Annotated in this window: 17 protein-coding genes; 11 read left to right on the forward strand and 6 right to left on the reverse strand. The window is 40.2% G+C overall.

From position 1 onward, the window contains the following. Positions 1-5: 5 nt before the first annotated feature. The 11 genes from CC99x_RS11560 to mutM all read left to right on the forward strand — a co-directional run bounded on the left by CC99x_RS11560 (position 6) and on the right by mutM (position 10801). Positions 6-1304, forward strand: a complete 1299-nt coding sequence (locus CC99x_RS11560; protein ID WP_057625203.1) for a flavohemoglobin expression-modulating QEGLA motif protein — start codon at positions 6-8, stop codon at positions 1302-1304. Positions 1305-1622: 318 nt separating this feature from the next. Next, positions 1623-2429, forward strand: a complete 807-nt coding sequence (locus CC99x_RS11565; protein WP_057625149.1) for a mechanosensitive ion channel family protein — start codon at positions 1623-1625, stop codon at positions 2427-2429. A 140-nt stretch (positions 2430-2569) separates the two neighbouring features. Continuing rightward, positions 2570-3004, forward strand: coding sequence for a type II 3-dehydroquinate dehydratase (aroQ, locus tag CC99x_RS11570; RefSeq protein WP_057625204.1), 435 nt, complete (start codon positions 2570-2572; stop codon positions 3002-3004). 26 nt (positions 3005-3030) lie between these two features. Continuing rightward, the gene (gene accB / locus CC99x_RS11575; protein ID WP_057625150.1) at positions 3031-3510 is read left to right on the forward strand and encodes an acetyl-CoA carboxylase biotin carboxyl carrier protein; all 480 of its coding nucleotides are present in this window, start codon (positions 3031-3033) and stop codon (positions 3508-3510) included. 5 nt (positions 3511-3515) lie between these two features. Next, the gene (accC, locus tag CC99x_RS11580; RefSeq protein WP_057625151.1) at positions 3516-4856 is read left to right on the forward strand and encodes an acetyl-CoA carboxylase biotin carboxylase subunit; all 1341 of its coding nucleotides are present in this window, start codon (positions 3516-3518) and stop codon (positions 4854-4856) included. A gap of 2 nt (positions 4857-4858) precedes the next feature. Beyond that, on the forward strand, positions 4859-5752 hold the full coding sequence (gene prmA, locus CC99x_RS11585; protein WP_077065467.1) for a 50S ribosomal protein L11 methyltransferase: 894 nt from the start codon (positions 4859-4861) through the stop codon (positions 5750-5752). A gap of 19 nt (positions 5753-5771) precedes the next feature. Then, positions 5772-6794: a tRNA dihydrouridine synthase DusB gene (gene dusB / locus CC99x_RS11590; RefSeq protein ID WP_057625153.1), complete on the forward strand. Its 1023-nt coding sequence runs from the start codon at positions 5772-5774 to the stop codon at positions 6792-6794. 17 nt (positions 6795-6811) lie between these two features. After that, positions 6812-7078: a helix-turn-helix domain-containing protein gene (locus CC99x_RS11595; protein WP_057625154.1), complete on the forward strand. Its 267-nt coding sequence runs from the start codon at positions 6812-6814 to the stop codon at positions 7076-7078. Between the two features lie 7 nt (positions 7079-7085). Beyond that, positions 7086-8651 carry a bifunctional phosphoribosylaminoimidazolecarboxamide formyltransferase/IMP cyclohydrolase gene (purH, locus tag CC99x_RS11600; RefSeq protein ID WP_057625155.1) on the forward strand — a complete coding sequence of 522 codons (1566 nt, stop codon included), beginning with the start codon at positions 7086-7088 and terminating at the stop codon, positions 8649-8651. A gap of 15 nt (positions 8652-8666) precedes the next feature. Continuing rightward, positions 8667-9965: a phosphoribosylamine--glycine ligase gene (purD, locus tag CC99x_RS11605; RefSeq protein ID WP_057625156.1), complete on the forward strand. Its 1299-nt coding sequence runs from the start codon at positions 8667-8669 to the stop codon at positions 9963-9965. A gap of 17 nt (positions 9966-9982) precedes the next feature. Further along, positions 9983-10801 carry a bifunctional DNA-formamidopyrimidine glycosylase/DNA-(apurinic or apyrimidinic site) lyase gene (gene mutM, locus CC99x_RS11610; RefSeq protein WP_057625157.1) on the forward strand — a complete coding sequence of 273 codons (819 nt, stop codon included), beginning with the start codon at positions 9983-9985 and terminating at the stop codon, positions 10799-10801. Between the two features lie 311 nt (positions 10802-11112). On the opposite strand, the gene CC99x_RS11615 is transcribed toward mutM, so the two are convergent. The 6 genes from CC99x_RS11615 to CC99x_RS11640 form a co-directional block, all read right to left on the reverse strand. After that, on the reverse strand, positions 11113-11670 hold the full coding sequence (locus CC99x_RS11615) for a lysophospholipid acyltransferase family protein (RefSeq protein WP_158003229.1): 558 nt from the start codon (positions 11668-11670) through the stop codon (positions 11113-11115). 169 nt (positions 11671-11839) lie between these two features. Next, a complete protein-coding gene (locus tag CC99x_RS11620; RefSeq protein WP_057625159.1) occupies positions 11840-13324 on the reverse strand; it encodes a hypothetical protein in 1485 nt (494 codons plus the stop codon). Positions 13325-13439: 115 nt separating this feature from the next. Next, the gene (locus CC99x_RS11625; RefSeq protein ID WP_057625160.1) at positions 13440-13928 is read right to left on the reverse strand and encodes a dihydrofolate reductase; all 489 of its coding nucleotides are present in this window, start codon (positions 13926-13928) and stop codon (positions 13440-13442) included. A gap of 8 nt (positions 13929-13936) precedes the next feature. Then, entirely contained in the window at positions 13937-14731 is a 795-nt protein-coding gene (locus CC99x_RS11630; protein ID WP_057625161.1) for a thymidylate synthase, read from the reverse strand. 12 nt (positions 14732-14743) lie between these two features. Beyond that, a complete protein-coding gene (gene lgt / locus CC99x_RS11635; RefSeq protein WP_057625162.1) occupies positions 14744-15544 on the reverse strand; it encodes a prolipoprotein diacylglyceryl transferase in 801 nt (266 codons plus the stop codon). 17 nt (positions 15545-15561) lie between these two features. Further along, on the reverse strand, positions 15562-16368 hold the full coding sequence (locus CC99x_RS11640) for a TSUP family transporter (RefSeq protein WP_057625163.1): 807 nt from the start codon (positions 16366-16368) through the stop codon (positions 15562-15564).

Here is a 16368-nt window from a genome sequence, read left to right on the forward strand (position 1 = left end):
ATATGATGACCAAGCGCAAAACACCCACCCCTTACCTTGAAAATATCAAGGCACTCTCGGATGAGCTGGTGAAGGCACAAGAACCCATACGCATCTTAGATGCCATCAAGTGGAGTGAGGCTATCAAACAAGATTTCTTTAAACATAAATGCAAGCAACAGCCTAAAATTTCTCGAGATGACTATCTTCAGCAGAATAAAATAGATTTTAATGCGCAACGAGAAGTCTTTTATACTATAGAGCGACAAGTCACTCGAAAATTAGGGCAGTTCAATACGGTCGGCAAAATGCTGAAAAAGAAATGTAATGAATATGTGCTTGTATTGCGTATGTTAGAAGCCTGTGGCACTCCTGAATTTTCAAATTTATCTAAGCTACTGTATGGATCTGCAAAAGATGTCTTTCATGCAGGCGATCCAACCATTGCTGAGCTAGGTCAATTAATGACAGAAGCACTCTGCCAAATTGATAAAAGCGAGGTAGTTCAAGAAGACCCAAGGACCATTAATGCCGAAAGAGCGGTTGAAATTTTACAAAAAAAACTTTCTAGGCATTTTCAAGAAGCAGATAAACCCTTAAGGGTGATTATCAGTGATGGTATTGTTTCTGACGCCGCAGCAGGCGCAGATTATATTAAGCTGCGACAAGATGCTTTATTTAACAAACGTGATCTCAATCTCTTGGAGGTGCATGAAGGTCTAGTACATATTGGTACAACATTGAATGGAAAACTACAACCTTACTGCACTTTTTTAAGCAAAGGCCCTCCTTCTTCCACCGTAACACAAGAAGGCTTAGCCGTACTCATGGAAATCTTATGTTTGGTATCTTTCCCTGCTCGTTTAAAAAAACTGGCAAATCGTATTAGAGCCATTGAGCTAGCAGAAGAAGGCGCAACCTTTGTTGAAATATTTAATTTCTTCCAAGAAGAAGGATATGATGAAGATACAGCCTACTCTTTTACAACACGCGTTTTTAGAGGTAGCTTAGCAACCATGGGCCCCTTCACAAAAGACTTGTCTTATACAAAAGGTTTTGTAACGGTTTACAATTTTATACAGCTTGCCGTTAAAAAAGGTAAATTAGAACGTATTCCTATCCTATTTTGTGGGAAAACGAATTTAGAAGATATTCGCGATTTAGCACAACTGGTTGAAGAAGGCATTGTCATTGCGCCCAAATTTTTACCGCCACAAATTAAAGATTTAAATGCTATCGCTGCCTGGATGTGCTTTGCAAACTTCTTAAATTGCTTGAGCACACACAAAATTGAAAGTGATTATGATTATTTGTTGAGCAGCTAATAAAAACGCCTTCTCCTGGCTCAAGTGCCCGGAGAAAACTGCTTTTGTCATCCATGTTACTTGCCATAGCGATACGGGAATAAAAAATAAAATGACTTCTTTTCCAGAAACACAATAGCCTTTGTCAACAAGGTTTTGAAGACAAGTTCTTATCTAATTTTTTCGATGCTGAATTGAAAAAATTCATATATAATTGGCCAAACATTTATGTGTACCCTCACTGTAGCATGCTCAAAGGCGTTGAGACTGCTTACCCTTCGAGGTGCTCTTGAAGGGGAAAGTCACCCGTGAAGCGTATACGCAATTAAAGATTAAAGTATGATCATCAAAGCACTTTCAGCACCACTTAAAGAAAATCTTCTGGAAACGGCGCTTCTTATCGCTATTTTTCTTTTTCTCTATTTAATTGCCGTATTATTTGTAAAATTTAAAGTTAAAATGGTTCGACGCAAAGAAAAGGTGCGGACACGATTAAAATATCTTTTCTTAATTATATTCTTTATGCTGTTGGTGCAAATTTGGATAGATAAATTCTTCCAAATACTTGCCTTTATTGGCTTCTTATCTGCGGCCGTTACCATCACACAACGAGACAATATTACCAATTTCATTGCTTGGTTTATTATTAACTGGAGAGAATTATTTCTCGAAGGCGATACTGTTCAAGTTGGAAAAATTACCGGCCGTGTAAAATCAATCGGCCCTTTATATATCACCATACATGAGACTTACGAGACACAACCTGCCTATTCAACAGGCAGAACCATAAAGCTCCCCAATGGCATGGTTTCTAAAAATCCCGTTATTAATTTCTCTACACAACACAAGCTAACACATAAGGTAGAATATTTATTTGACAGCAAAGCTAATTTGTCTCAATTAAAAGCATATGCTGAACAATTAGTGCTTGAGTTAAAGGAATACTATAAATCGATTGGCGAAAAAACACAGCTAGAAGGATGTCATTTTAGCTTTAATTTACAGCAATCTAAAATGAGTGGTTTGCTCCTCATTTTACAATTTCAGTCTAGCCTAGAAGAACTAGCACTGCTTAAGCAATTCCTTGATGAAAAACTGCTAGCCGCGCACAATAGCGACTCAGAAATAAAGTTAGTCTTCGAATAGCAAAAAGTTGGTCAAAAAACTTTTCAATTGGTCATTTTTTGTACCATTGTGGGTATTATGGGCTTATCTTGTAGACATCTTGCATGGATTCAGGCAGAATCGGCGACAAGTTGCACTTCAAGGTGATTTTATCAAAGCAGATGGCAAAAATAACCATCCTCCATGGCCCCAATTTGAACTTATTGGGGCAAAGAGAAGCAAATATCTATGGTGATGTATCCTTAAAAGAAATTAATGATACCTTACACACGCTCGCTCAAGGTCACGCACTTGAGTGCTTTCAATCCAATGCTGAGCACGAGCTGGTAGAAAAGATTCATTTGGCTAGCAAAGATAAAGTCGATTTCCTAATCATCAACCCTGCAGCGTTAACTCATACCAGCATTAGTCTTCGAGATGCACTACTTGCCACAAAGATTCCTTTCATCGAAGTGCATTTAAGTAATCCGCTGGCAAGAGAAGTCTTTCGACATCATAGCTATTTTTCCGATATCGCTGTGGGCGTAGTCTCAGGACTAGGCGCGCAAGGATACTATGCCGCGCTCAATGCAGCATTATCAATTCTTAAACACTAACTATTTTTCACATTACCGAGAAGTTTATGGATATTCGTAAGATTAAAAAATTAATTGAACTTGTAGATGAATCTGGCGTAGCCGAGATCGAAATTAAAGAAGGTGAAGAATCTGTACGCATTCGTAGTCGTATTGATGTTCCTACTTATTCTCCATCTATGGTTATGCCTCCCATACATTCTGCGGCACCTACTGTCCAATCTGCCACGCATGTCATTGAGCAAAGTGCTTCGCCTAACAGTGAATCCCAAGCACCCACCCATATCCCCGATGGACACGTTGTGAACTCTCCAATGGTTGGCACATTGTATAGAGCACCTTCGCCAGAAGCACCTAGCTTTATTGAAGTCGGCAAAGAGGTAAAGGTAGGTGATACGCTCTGCATCGTTGAAGCCATGAAAATGATGAATCAAATAGAAGCAGATAAAAGTGGGGTTATTGCAGCCATTCTCGTAGAAAATGGCCAACCCGTAGAATATGGTCAACCTTTAGTAATCATTAAGTAATCGTTATGCTAGATAAAGTTGTTATTGCGAATCGTGGCGAAATTGCACTCAGAATTTTAAGAGCCTGCCATGAATTGGGTATTAAAACCGTTGCTGTCTATTCAACAGTTGATCAAGAACTCTTGCCTGTGCGCTTGGCAGATGAAGCCATTTGTATAGGGCCAGCGCCTTCGCACGAAAGCTATTTAAATATTCCGGCAATTATTTCTGCAGCCGAAATAACAGACTCTGTTGCTATTCACCCAGGATACGGATTTTTAGCTGAAAATGCAGATTTCGCGGATAGGGTCGAGAAAAGTGGCTTTGTCTTTATTGGTCCTAAGCCTGAAACTATTCGTTTAATGGGCGATAAAGTCTCTGCCATTCTAACAATGAAAAAAGCAGGTGTACCTTGTGTGCCCGGCTCTGATGGCCCGCTTGAAGATAATCCTGAAGAAAATTTAAAATTAGCGAAGCAAATAGGCTACCCTGTTATTATTAAAGCAGCAGGGGGTGGCGGTGGTCGTGGTATGCGGGTTGTCCATACAGAAGCCGCTCTGTTAAATGCCATTTCTTTAACACGCGCAGAAAGCCAAGCGGCTTTTAATAATAATATGGTCTACATGGAACGTTATCTATGCAAACCACGCCATATCGAAATTCAAGTATTGGCTGATAACTTTGGGCATGTTATACACTTAGGCGAACGTGATTGCTCTATGCAGCGTCGTCACCAAAAAGTACTAGAAGAAGCGCCAGCCCCTTTTCTCAGTGAAGAACAACGTCAAAAAATTGGCACTGTCTGCGTCGAAGCCTGTCAAGCAATTGGCTATCGTGGCGCGGGTACTTTTGAATTTTTATATGAAGATGGTGAATTCTTCTTCATCGAAATGAATACCCGCGTTCAGGTTGAACATCCAGTAACAGAAATGATCACAGGTATCGATATTGTAAAAGAGCAACTTAAGATTGCCTCTGGTATGCCTTTGACCGTTCAGCAAAGCGATATCAAAATCTCTGGTCATGCTATTGAATGTCGCATCAATGCAGAAAATCCAAAAACCTTTTTACCCTGCCCAGGTAGAATTGATTGGTTCCATGCACCAGGTGGCCCTGGTCTGCGCGTAGATTCTCATATTTACAGCTCTTACAAAGTGCCTCCTAACTACGATAGCTTAATTGCAAAACTGATCGCACATGGAAAAACGCGTGATGAAGCCATTAGCCGTATGAATAATGCCTTGAATGAAATTGTCATTGATGGCATACAATCGAATATTCCACTTCATCAAGATTTAATGAAGGACAGCGAATTTAAAAAAGGCGGCACCTCTATTCATTACCTAGAAGAGAAAATGAAATCTTGAAAATGTCGTGGCACGAAATATCTATCACGGGATCGAAGTCTGAAGTGGACACAGTTACCAGCGCACTTGAAAAGCAAGGCGCGCTAGCTGTTACTTATAAAGACGGTGAAGACAATCCCATTTTTGAACCTTCCCCACAAGAAGTTAATCTATGGGATAAAGTGGTTACCACAGGTTTGTTTCCCATTGATTGCGATCTCGAAGAAATAACTTTGTACTTAAACAAAATTTGCCCAACCTGTTTCATTTCTTATCAACCCTTGGTTGATAAAAACTGGACCACTGCCTGGTTGGAACATTTTAAACCACAAAAATTTGGCAACTCACTGTGGGTATGTCCAACACAATCATTAGAAGCGCCAGATGCATGCTTTGAAGGCACGGTGGTTGCACTTGATCCTGGTCTTGCTTTTGGCACAGGGCAACACCCAACCACAAAACTATGTTTAGAGTGGTTGGCATCAAATAAGCTAGATGATAAAGCAATTATCGATTTTGGCTGCGGTACCAGCATACTCGCAATCAGTGCCCTCAAGCTCGGCGCAATGATTGCTTATGGTATTGATCACGACGATCAAGCTATCTTAAGCTCGCAAATGAACGCTGAAAAAAACGCTCTCAATGCAGATCAATTAAAACTCTATACCAGTGTTGATCCCGCTATTCCTGCTTGCGAACTTATTGTTGCAAACATTCTGATGAATCCCCTTTTAAGCTTAGCTCCTATACTGGCAGATTTATGCTTGCCGGGTGGCACCATTCTTTTATCAGGACTCTTAGAAACTCAAGCGGATGGCATTTTAGATTGTTATAAAGCCTGGTTTGATTTCAAACCTTATTGTGTTGATAACGGTTGGATTCTATTGGTTGGAACCAAACGTCCTCTGATAGCATAATTTAAGTGGAGTTTTTGCCATGACAAGCGCATCCCCTAGAAATTATGATAAAGGCTTAAAAATTGGCCCTTACCATATTGAAAAACCTATTATATTAGCGCCTATGGCGGGTGTAACTGATCTTCCCTTTAGGCAACTTTGCAAAGAATTAGGTGCTGGCCTTGCCGTAACGGAAATGGTTGGCGCAAACTCTTTGCTTCATGGCAGCGAAAAAACCAAACGCCGTGCCAATCACAGTGGTGAAACCAGACCCTGCTCCGTGCAAATTGTTGGTTCTGATCCTCAAAAAATGGGAGAAGCCGCTCGCTTTAACCAAGATCAAGGGGCAGAAATCATCGATATCAATATGGGATGTCCTGCCAAAAAAGTATGTAATACACTTGCTGGTTCTGCCTTGCTTCAAGATGAACCCTTAGTACAGAGAATACTAAGCGCAATTGTTAAATCCGTTGAAATACCTGTCACTTTAAAAATCAGAACAGGTTGGGATAAAGATCATAGAAATGGTATAAGAATCGCTAAAATGGCAGAAGATTGTGGCATTCAAGCACTGGCTGTGCATGGTAGAACCAGAGCTTGCATGTTCAAAGGCGACGCAGAATATGAAACCATACGCGCCATAAAAGAAGCGGTAAACATACCTGTCATTGCAAATGGCGATATCACAACCCCTGAAAAAGCAAAAACGGTATTAGAACTAACCAATGCTGATGCCATCATGATTGGGAGAGCCGCTCAAGGTCATCCATGGATATTTAATGAAATTCATCATTACTTAACAACCAATCAAATCCTTGCAGCCCCCAGCGTGCAAACCATTCGAGATACCTTATTAGATCATTTAAAAAATCTGTATGCATTCTATGGCAATGAACGCGGTGTACTCGTGGCACGTAAACATGTTTCTTGGTACAGCAAAGGTCAAAGAGCCAGTAGCCATTTTAGACTTGCTTTTAATCAATTAACTGATGCAAACGAACAATTACAGTTGATTGAATCCTTTTTTGATACCTTGCTTGAAAACGAACAACGCAACCATTAATAATAAAAATAATCATCATGACAACAATAGAATTACCTCCTCCAGTAGAGAGCAAAACACTCCCTTTGCGTGATATTGTCTCTCATATGATTGAGCAATACATTATCACTATGGAAGATCATCGGATTGAAAATCTGCATACACTTGTTATCAAAGAAGTTGAACTTGGACTCTTTAAAAAAGTTTTGCATCTCTGTCATGGTAATCAGAGTTTAGCAGCGAAATGGCTAGGACTTGCCCGAGGAACGCTACGCAAAAAATTATCTGAATACCAATTAGATTAGGTGAAGTATGCATAAACTAAGAACCATTAAACGTGCTTTGATCAGTGTCAGCGACAAGCAAGGCATTGTTGAATTTGCTCAAAAACTAGCCTCATACAATATTGAAATTTTATCAACCGGCGGCACCGCACAACTCTTGCGTGAACATCAAATAACGGTAACGGAAATTGAGAACTACACCGGCTTTCCTGAAATGATGGATGGCCGCTTAAAAACACTGCATCCTAAAATTTACGGTGGCATTCTTGGCAGAAGAGATCAAGATCTCGAAACCATGACAAACCACGATCTACCTGCGATTGATCTCGTGGTTGTCAATTTGTACCCCTTCCAAGCAACCATTGCGCGCCCAGATGTTTCACTTGATAGTGCTATCGAAAATATTGATATTGGTGGCCCAACCATGATCCGAGCAGCGGCTAAAAACTTTGCTTGGTGTACCGTAGTAACAGACATCAATGATTACACTAAAATAATAGACGAACTCGAAACACAGCAAGGTGCACTGTCCTACCAAAGCAGAATGAATCTTGCGAAAAAAGCTTTTTCTCATACAGCACAGTATGATGGTATTATTTCAAATTACTTTACCAGCCTTAATCAAGAAGAAAAAACTGAAACCTTCAGTACTGTATTAAATCTACAATACGAATTAAAAGAAATATTACGTTATGGTGAAAATCCTCATCAACAAGCCGCCTTATATCTTAACCCAAGCCATAAAAGAGGTCTGGCAGCAACCACACAACTGCAAGGCAAACCACTCTCTTATAATAATATTTTAGATAGCCAAGCTGCTTTAACGCTTATCCACAACCTTAAACAGGCTGGTTGCGTCATCGTCAAACATACAAATCCATGCGGTGTTGCACTTGGAGAAAATGCATTACAAGCTTACCAACATGCTTTTCAGGCTGATCCACAATCTGCTTTTGGCGGTATCATTGCTTTCAATCAAGCTGTTGATGAGCAAACCATGCAATACATACTCAGTAATCAATTTGTAGAAATCATTCTTGCACCTGCTTTTTCTGCCATTGCTCTAGAAATTGCACAAACAAAACCCAATTGCCGATTACTGTCCTATCTACCCAACCAAACAGATGGCAAGACACAATGGGATCTCCGCAGCATTGACGGCGGTGTTCTCGTACAATCCAATGTTATGATTCCAGATCAGCATTTTGAAATAGTGACACAGCAACAACTCAGCCCTGAGCTTCTCATTGACTTAAACTTTGCATGGGATATTTGCAAATCGGTTAAATCAAATGCCATTGTCCTAGCCAAAAATGGACAAACTTTAGGAATCGGAGCAGGACAAACCTCTCGAGTTTTTAGTCTTGAAATTGCCTGTTTGCGCGCTAAACAAAACAATTTATCATTACAAGGTGCTGTCTTAGCGTCAGATGCATTCTTCCCCTTTAAAGACAACGTTGAGCTTGCCCATCAAGCAGGCATCACCGCCATTATTCAACCTGGCGGTTCACAAAGAGATGCAGAAGTCATAGAAACAGCCAACGCATTAGGAATCGCCATGGTCTTTACGAAAACCAGGTATTTCTTACACTAATAATTGAGGTCATTCATGAAAATACTGGTCATCGGCCAAGGTGGTAGAGAACATGCAATTGCATGGAAACTGGCTCAATCTGAAGTCACAACACACGTATTTGTAGCGCCCGGCAATGCAGGAACCTACCGCGAGCCTAAAGTAGAAAATGTTGCTATTAATCCGCTTGATTTTGAAGCATTGGCTAATTTTGTTAAAACCAACAACATTTCTTATACTGTTGTTGGTCCTGAAGCACCGTTGGTTGCAGGCATTGTTGATTATTTCCAAGCGCTCAATCTTAAAATATTTGGTCCCAACCAATTTGCAGCGCAATTAGAAGGCTCTAAAATTTATGCGAAACAGTTTATGCAGGAATATAACATTCCTACTGCAAAAGCCGCTTATTTTAGTGATAACCAAGAAGCACAACAATTTCTTCAAAGCTGCCAGTTCCCCGTTGTTATCAAAGCAGATGGTTTAGCGGAAGGAAAAGGTGTTGTCATCTGTCAAGACATCATTCACGCTCAAACAACGATTGATGATTTTCTTTCTCAAAAACGCTTTGGTAAAGCCAGTGAAAATATCCTGATTGAAGAATTTCTCACCGGCACAGAAGTAAGCTTCATTGTCTTATCAGATGGCAAACAATACATCCCTTTAGCAACCTCTCAAGATCACAAAGCAAGAGACAATGGCGACCTTGGGCCCAATACAGGTGGTATGGGCGCTTATTCTCCTGCCCCGATGATTGATAATGCATTATATGAAACGATTCTTGCGACCGTTGTTGAACCAACCCTCAAAGCAATGCAAAGTAAAGCGAATCCCTTTGTTGGCTTTCTATACTGCGGACTGATGATTACACCAGACAATGAACCAAAAGTATTAGAATATAATTGCCGCTTAGGCGATCCAGAAACACAACCTATCTTAATGCGTCTGCAATCTGATTTAGCATTGCTTTTTATGCATGCAATAGATGGGACGCTCAATGCAGTCACTGTCCAATTTGATACGCGTATTGCGCTTGGCGTCGTCTTAGTTGCAGATGGCTATCCTGGTCATTATGACAAAGGGGCCATCATTCCAGCTATCAAAGAAATTCAGGCGAATACGGATCACAAACTGTTTCATGCCGGCACCTTACTCGATCAAGGCAATATTGTGACCAATGGCGGACGCGTACTCTGTGCAACGGCCTTGGGTGATAGCTATCACGAAGCACAAAAAGCAGCCTATGCATTAGCACACCGCGCAGCATGGGATGGCGCTTATTATCGAACCGACATTGGCTACAAAGCCTTGGCTTTTGATGCACTACCTAGATCATAAAAAGTAAAGAACCATCTATGCCAGAGTTGCCCGAAGTTGAAGTAACACGCCAGAGTTTATTGCCGGTTGTTCATCATGCTGTGATAAAGCAGCTGATTGTCAGACAAGCGCAACTACGCTGGCTTATTCCAAGCAAGCAGCTCTCTAAAGTGCTAAAAAACGCAGAAATCTTATCTATCTCAAGACGTGGGAAATATTTATTGTTTGAAGTAGCCAATGGATTTTTCCTCATTCACTTGGGAATGTCTGGGCACTTGAAATTTTTATCCTCACCTTCGCCTCTGGATAAACACGATCACGTAGAATTCATTTTCGATACAGATGCACGACTACGCTATTATGATCCAAGGCGCTTTGGCGCTGTGTTGTGGCTTGGCCAACATCCATTTGAACATCCACTCCTAGCGCATTTAGGCTGTGAACCATTAAGCTCAGCTTTTAATGCTAAATATTTATTTGAAAAATGCAGAAAATCCAAACTTGCCATTAAAACTTTTTTAATGGATCAAAAAATAGTGGTTGGTATTGGGAATATCTATGCAAGTGAAAGTTTATTTTTAGCAGGCATCCATCCTTTAAAACCTGCGCATCAATTATCAGAACAAGAATGTAAGTTACTTGTACACGCCGCTAAAAAGATACTTAAGAAGGCAATTGCCCAAGGTGGCACCACCTTAAAAGATTTTGCGCATACCGATGGCAAACCTGGCTATTTCAGCCACTCATTACAAGTATATGGTAAAGCTGAAGTGCCTTGTGCAAAGTGTAACCAGCCCATCATACAACTGCGCATCAATCAGCGCAGCAGCTATTTTTGCGAATATTGCCAACAATAAACAAATCTTTGAAAAAAACGCTCTATTAACCTAATGTCAATCAGTTCAGGGCAAATAAGATTAAAAAAAATCCATCTGCTCACTTAAAGTGAGCGTCTTCCCTTGATTCCAAGGGAAGATAATCATTCACTTCGTTCATTTCTTAACTGATCTGCATTACTCTAGCCCCTATAGTCACAGCAGATGACTTTTCGAGTAGGCGTCAAGCCTCGAGCAACCTTCATTCCCATAAAAGTACATGAGGATTGCAAGATGGCGAAGACAACACCCTCGACATTGTGCCCCTTGTGGGTAAAACTCATGTGCGAAGACTATAATAATGCAGCTGCTTGACGCTGCGCCGCATGAATCGCATGTTTGATCTGATCATTTGATACACTTGTATCAATATTCTTTTCAATATACAGAGGCTCACCCAAGTAAATGCCCACTGTGGAGAAGGGTAAGGGGATTTGAAATTTGTCCCAAGATTTATCAAATTGATATTTTCTTGAGTATGCTGCGCCTAAAGGAATAAGCGGTACGCCTGTTTTTGCACTGATAAAAGAAGCACCTGCTTTCGCTTCATAAATCGGTCCACGTGGCCCATCCAGCGCTATTCCCACAGAGTATCCATCTTTTACCGCTTGGATCAACTTAACAACACCTGTAATTGCTTTTTTACTGGAAGAACCTCTGATAACTTCATAACCCAAATGCTTGAGCCATGTAGCTAATATTTCTCCATCTTTAGAAGTACTTACCAAGCCAGCAGATTTGTTGATGATCTTTTTACCTACAAACATCACAGGCGCAAAGTGCGTACCATGCCAAAAACAATAGACAGCTGGCTTCTCTATGGCAACACTTGGGTGCATTTCAACCTGCATGCGCAATGTCTTTGATAAACACTGTGTAGCATAATGGGCAAGATGCCCTATAAAAGTGGGAGAAAGTCGCGGCATTTAAAAGACAGATAATTAACTAATGGGTGTTACAATTATACGGATTTCCACCTATTTTACAAGATAGCCAGACATAAATAAGCTTTTTTGAAACTTACTGAAACTTGCAAGATCGATGCTTAGAAACCACATTATCGGTTTTTCGATCTGCTTGCTCGACAAATTGTGTATGCAATGCCTGATAAGTCATAGGCAATCTATCTGAATTTTTCAGATAGCTCGCAAAATACCCCTTAGAGGTTGTCAAATAGGCTGAATCTGTGGCCGCTTTATCCACAAGCGTTAACGCTGTTTCCCAATAGGTATTTGGCACTTGAAACAAAGCAGGTAACTGTGCTTCTAATTTCGCCATTAAATCTAAAACACTGCGCCGCTTTGCCTCTGTTTTCTCTGGATCAAAGGTATATTGATCGGTATTGAGATAGGTGCCTCGTTGTTTATGTGCTAAAAACATCCCTTCTGTAAACCAATTTTGGGATAAATAATGTGTCAAAGACATAAAGCTCATGATAATCGCATCTGGAGCATGCAATTGGCTCGGAAATAAATCTTGTATCCGTACACTCTCTTTTCTTGCATCATGCGTTTTCATACAATGGAAAAACTGCATAATCGTATGATCACAAGCATTGACCATATCTTCAGAATCTCCTGCAGAATGAGAAAATTCAAACCCAAAACCAACCCGCACTTTGTGAGAAGTTAATGCATGCGAGAATAAGAGTATCGCTTCCTCTTTTGCAATGCTTGTTAATTGAATCAACCATTCATCCACGGATTGATCCAAAAATCTTTGCCTCTCTCTTTCTACAGATAAAATATTTTCTTTCTGATCTGTGCTATGACTGCCTAATGCAAGTACTTTCAAATATTGATCTCTTGCATCCAAGATCTTCGTGCCCCACGCCTTAATAATTTGTAATTGTCTTGCATAACGCGCCAACACAAGCATTTTCACATCGGTTAAGGATTCTTGCTTGAGGTTATTGTCTAAAATACTCATGCAATCATCATAAGTAGAATTAACAATTTGTCGCCAGGTTACACCAAATCGTAAAGGCATATCATCAACAGAAGCAAAGACCTGCAAGTTTTTTTGATAAAAGCCTCGTTCCTTAATAATGCCTACACCCGCCAATGGAATATTCGTCCAATCATACTCAAGCTCATTGCGTGCCTGATGAGAAGAAGCAACAAGTAATGGTTTAGACTGATGTTCCTGTCGCACATCCTCTCCTGCGAGCTCTCGCACATCTTGTGCTTTTTCTTCACTTCCTTGTTCTTCATTATTTCTGACTTGTAAGGATGCTACTCCCATCACAGGTGATGTGCTGGTATTTAAATGTATTGCGGCAAATTGAGTAGCAAGCGGATCAACAATTGTTTCTGGTTCGCTACTTCGTCTGTGCACAGGGGCTTCTTTTAGTAATTCACTTGGTAGTTTTGCGGTTATCTTTGTTTCTGATTTATAACTGAATTTTTGCGCTAAGTGTGTTTCATAATCAAAACATGATAGTTGAGAGTTAAAATAAGCTTGTATTTGTTCTAGACAGTAACTGATTGAACGAATAAATAACATAACACCATCCCTAATGAGTCTATGTTCTTCGCATTTGAATTTTAGATTTTAAGCTGAATTTTCAATACTTAGCCAGAATACATATTGTGGGTATATCGATAGCAAACTCTGAAATTCAAATACGCCGAATCAAAGTGACAAAACTATAATCGAACAAATGCTTTTCATCTTTTAATTTTTTCTCACGTGCGACCTCTTGCCATTCCTCTTCAACCAAGGCTGGAAAGAAGGCATCTCCTTGAATATGGGCATGCACAATAGTGACATGAAGCTTAGTTACTTCTGGCAAAAATAATTGATATATTTTGGCGCCCCCAACAATCATTACTTCATCTTCATGTTGGCAATAGTCAAACACCGCTTGTTTATTATGTAAAACTACACAACCAGGTGCATCATAGTCAATATTTTGCGTCAAAATGATATTCGTTCTACCAGGCAATGGCTTACCAATAGATTCAAAGGTTGTGCGCCCCATGACAATAGGCTTACCTAAAGTTGTTTGCTTAAAATGCTTTAAATCATCAGGTAAGTGCCATGGAAGCCCACCCGCTTGGCCGATGGCGTTATTCTCGGACAGAGCCACAACCAAACTAATATTCATAGCCACTCCTATACTGCAACTGGCGCTTTAATATGTGGATGTGATTGATAATCTTTTAACACAAAATCTTCAAATTTAAAATCATTAATATTGCTAATGTCAGGATTCAATACCATGTTAGGCAGCGGATAAGGTGTTCTAGAAAGCTGTAATTTTGCTTGTTCAAGGTGATTACTGTATAAGTGTGCATCACCTAAAGTATGAACAAAATCCCCCACTTGCAAGCCTGTTACCTGTGCAATCATATGCGTTAACAAGGCATAAGAAGCAATATTAAACGGGACACCTAAAAAGATATCTGCGCTTCTTTGATAGAGCTGACAAGATAATTTGTTATCTGCAACATAAAATTGAAACAATAAATGGCAAGGTGGAAGCGCCATTTCATGCAGCATTGCAACATTCCAAGCGCTGACTATCAAACGTCTTGAATCTGGATTGGTTTTAATTTGATCAATTACGGCCTGGATTTGATCAAGCTGTGCGCCATTTTGTGTTGGCCAAGAACGCCATTGTTTCCCATAGACTGGACCAAGATTACCTTGTTCATCGGCCCATTCATCCCAAATAGTAACCTGGTTATCTTTTAAATACCGAATATTGGTATCACCTTTTAGAAACCATAACAGCTCATGAATGATAGAGCGCAAATGACATTTTTTTGTCGTTACTAAGGGAAAGCCTTTTGCTAAATCAAAACGCATTTGATGCCCAAATACGCTTAAAGTGCCTGTATTGGTTCTATCTGTTTTAGGATGACCTTGTGTTAATACTCTTTGCATCAACTCTAAATATGCCTGCATAAAAAAATGCCTCTATACAATTTGTTCAATCAATTTTGCTTTTCTGGCTGTTATTAATAAGATGCACCCAATCACTATCATCGGTATGCATAAAATCTGCCCCATTGTTAACCATCCCCAAGCCAAGTAACCATATTGAGGATCGGGTTGCCTGAAAAGCTCTTCAAATATTCTAATCAGCCCATAAAGAATCAAAAATAATCCAGTGACAGAGCCAATTTTACGCGGCGTTCTTGTATACCACATCAAAATTAAAAACAATAAAACACCTTCTAACAACACCGCGTATAATTGTGAAGGATGTCTTGGCAAGGGTCCTGCATAAGGAAAGACCATTGCCCAAGGTACATCCGTTACTCTGCCCCATAATTCACCATTAATAAAATTACCCAGCCTTCCTAAGCCTAAAGCAAGGGGCACACAAGCGGCCATTAAATCTCCAAGCATGAGCAAGGGATAACCATATCTTCGTGCAAATAATGCTGTCGCAATCAAAACACCCAATAAACCGCCATGAAAAGACATACCGCCTTCCCAAATGCGAAAGACGATACTTGGATCTTTGATCCAGCCAGGTAAAGAATAAAAGAGGATATAGCCTAAGCGCCCACCCAAAATCACGCCTAAGGCGTTATAAAAAATTAAATCACTGACGCGATCGGGTGTTTCCCACCCTGGAAAGCGTTTTGTTTTTTGACGCAATAATAGCCAACACAACAGGAAGCCTATTAAATACATGACGCCATACCAACGGATCTGTAACTGATCTGTTATATGTAAGATGACTGGGTTTATTTCTGGATATTTTAGCATGCATGCATTTTAGCATGTCACACAGCAAGCATTAACCAAGCAATGCATAAAAGTAGTATCGCAAAGAGCTTTCTTAAGTAATAACGTGGCAAAGTATGGGTAATATGCACGCCTAGTTTGGCGGTTAACACACTAACTACGCCTTGAGTGAGTGCTATAGGCCAAATAACATAGCCTATGCTGGGCAAATCAATAGGTGGCGCATCCCAGCCAAAATAAATAGCGCTAACGGTACCTGCAATGACGGTAGGCAAGGTGCAACTTACCGATAAGGCGCTGGCTTGCGGCAAACTAAAATGTAGTGCTACTAACAAAGGTATTAATAGAACGCCCCCACCCACACCCAACATGCCCGCAATCGTGCCAATGAAAACACCTATTACCGTTAAAACACACTTTGGTATGCGTAGCGACTGTTTATCTTCGGGACTACGTTCAACACGCTCTTTCCTAAAAAATAATAAAGAAATGAAAGCACAAAAAGCAGCAAAACACACCTTTAAAAAGTGACTAGAAAAAGAATCTGCAATAAATCCACCGAGCAATCCACCCAACACCGTGCCTGGCGCGATATACCAGAATAAAGGCCATAATACCGCCCCCTTTTTATGCTGAAAAAAACTAGCAGATAAAGTACTAAAAACCATAGTTGCAAGCGAAGTGCCTACTGCATAATGCATCACCATATCAGCAGGGATTGAAACATGAGCAATCATGAAGGCATAACTTAATAGCGGTACAACAGCAACCCCTCCTCCAATACCTAATAATCCTGATAGCAACCCTGAAAATGCACCAATCACAACAGCAAAAATATAAATCAC

It is taken from the genome of Candidatus Berkiella cookevillensis, from assembly GCF_001431315.2.
In the GTDB taxonomy this organism is placed as follows: domain Bacteria; phylum Pseudomonadota; class Gammaproteobacteria; order Berkiellales; family Berkiellaceae; genus Berkiella_A; species Berkiella_A cookevillensis.

Coding starts and splice junctions, on each gene's coding strand:
- CC99x_RS11560 (WP_057625203.1), top strand. CDS start 6: ATGACCAAGCGCAAAACACCCACCCCTTACCTTGAAAATATCAAGGCA.
- CC99x_RS11565 (WP_057625149.1), top strand. CDS start 1,623: ATGATCATCAAAGCACTTTCAGCACCACTTAAAGAAAATCTTCTGGAA.
- aroQ (WP_057625204.1), top strand. CDS start 2,570: ATGGCAAAAATAACCATCCTCCATGGCCCCAATTTGAACTTATTGGGG.
- accB (WP_057625150.1), top strand. CDS start 3,031: ATGGATATTCGTAAGATTAAAAAATTAATTGAACTTGTAGATGAATCT.
- accC (WP_057625151.1), top strand. CDS start 3,516: ATGCTAGATAAAGTTGTTATTGCGAATCGTGGCGAAATTGCACTCAGA.
- prmA (WP_077065467.1), top strand. CDS start 4,859: ATGTCGTGGCACGAAATATCTATCACGGGATCGAAGTCTGAAGTGGAC.
- dusB (WP_057625153.1), top strand. CDS start 5,772: ATGACAAGCGCATCCCCTAGAAATTATGATAAAGGCTTAAAAATTGGC.
- CC99x_RS11595 (WP_057625154.1), top strand. CDS start 6,812: ATGACAACAATAGAATTACCTCCTCCAGTAGAGAGCAAAACACTCCCT.
- purH (WP_057625155.1), top strand. CDS start 7,086: ATGCATAAACTAAGAACCATTAAACGTGCTTTGATCAGTGTCAGCGAC.
- purD (WP_057625156.1), top strand. CDS start 8,667: ATGAAAATACTGGTCATCGGCCAAGGTGGTAGAGAACATGCAATTGCA.
- mutM (WP_057625157.1), top strand. CDS start 9,983: ATGCCAGAGTTGCCCGAAGTTGAAGTAACACGCCAGAGTTTATTGCCG.
- CC99x_RS11615 (WP_158003229.1), bottom strand. CDS start 11,670: ATGCAGGTTGAAATGCACCCAAGTGTTGCCATAGAGAAGCCAGCTGTC.
- CC99x_RS11620 (WP_057625159.1), bottom strand. CDS start 13,324: ATGTTATTTATTCGTTCAATCAGTTACTGTCTAGAACAAATACAAGCT.
- CC99x_RS11625 (WP_057625160.1), bottom strand. CDS start 13,928: ATGAATATTAGTTTGGTTGTGGCTCTGTCCGAGAATAACGCCATCGGC.
- CC99x_RS11630 (WP_057625161.1), bottom strand. CDS start 14,731: ATGCAGGCATATTTAGAGTTGATGCAAAGAGTATTAACACAAGGTCAT.
- lgt (WP_057625162.1), bottom strand. CDS start 15,544: ATGCTAAAATATCCAGAAATAAACCCAGTCATCTTACATATAACAGAT.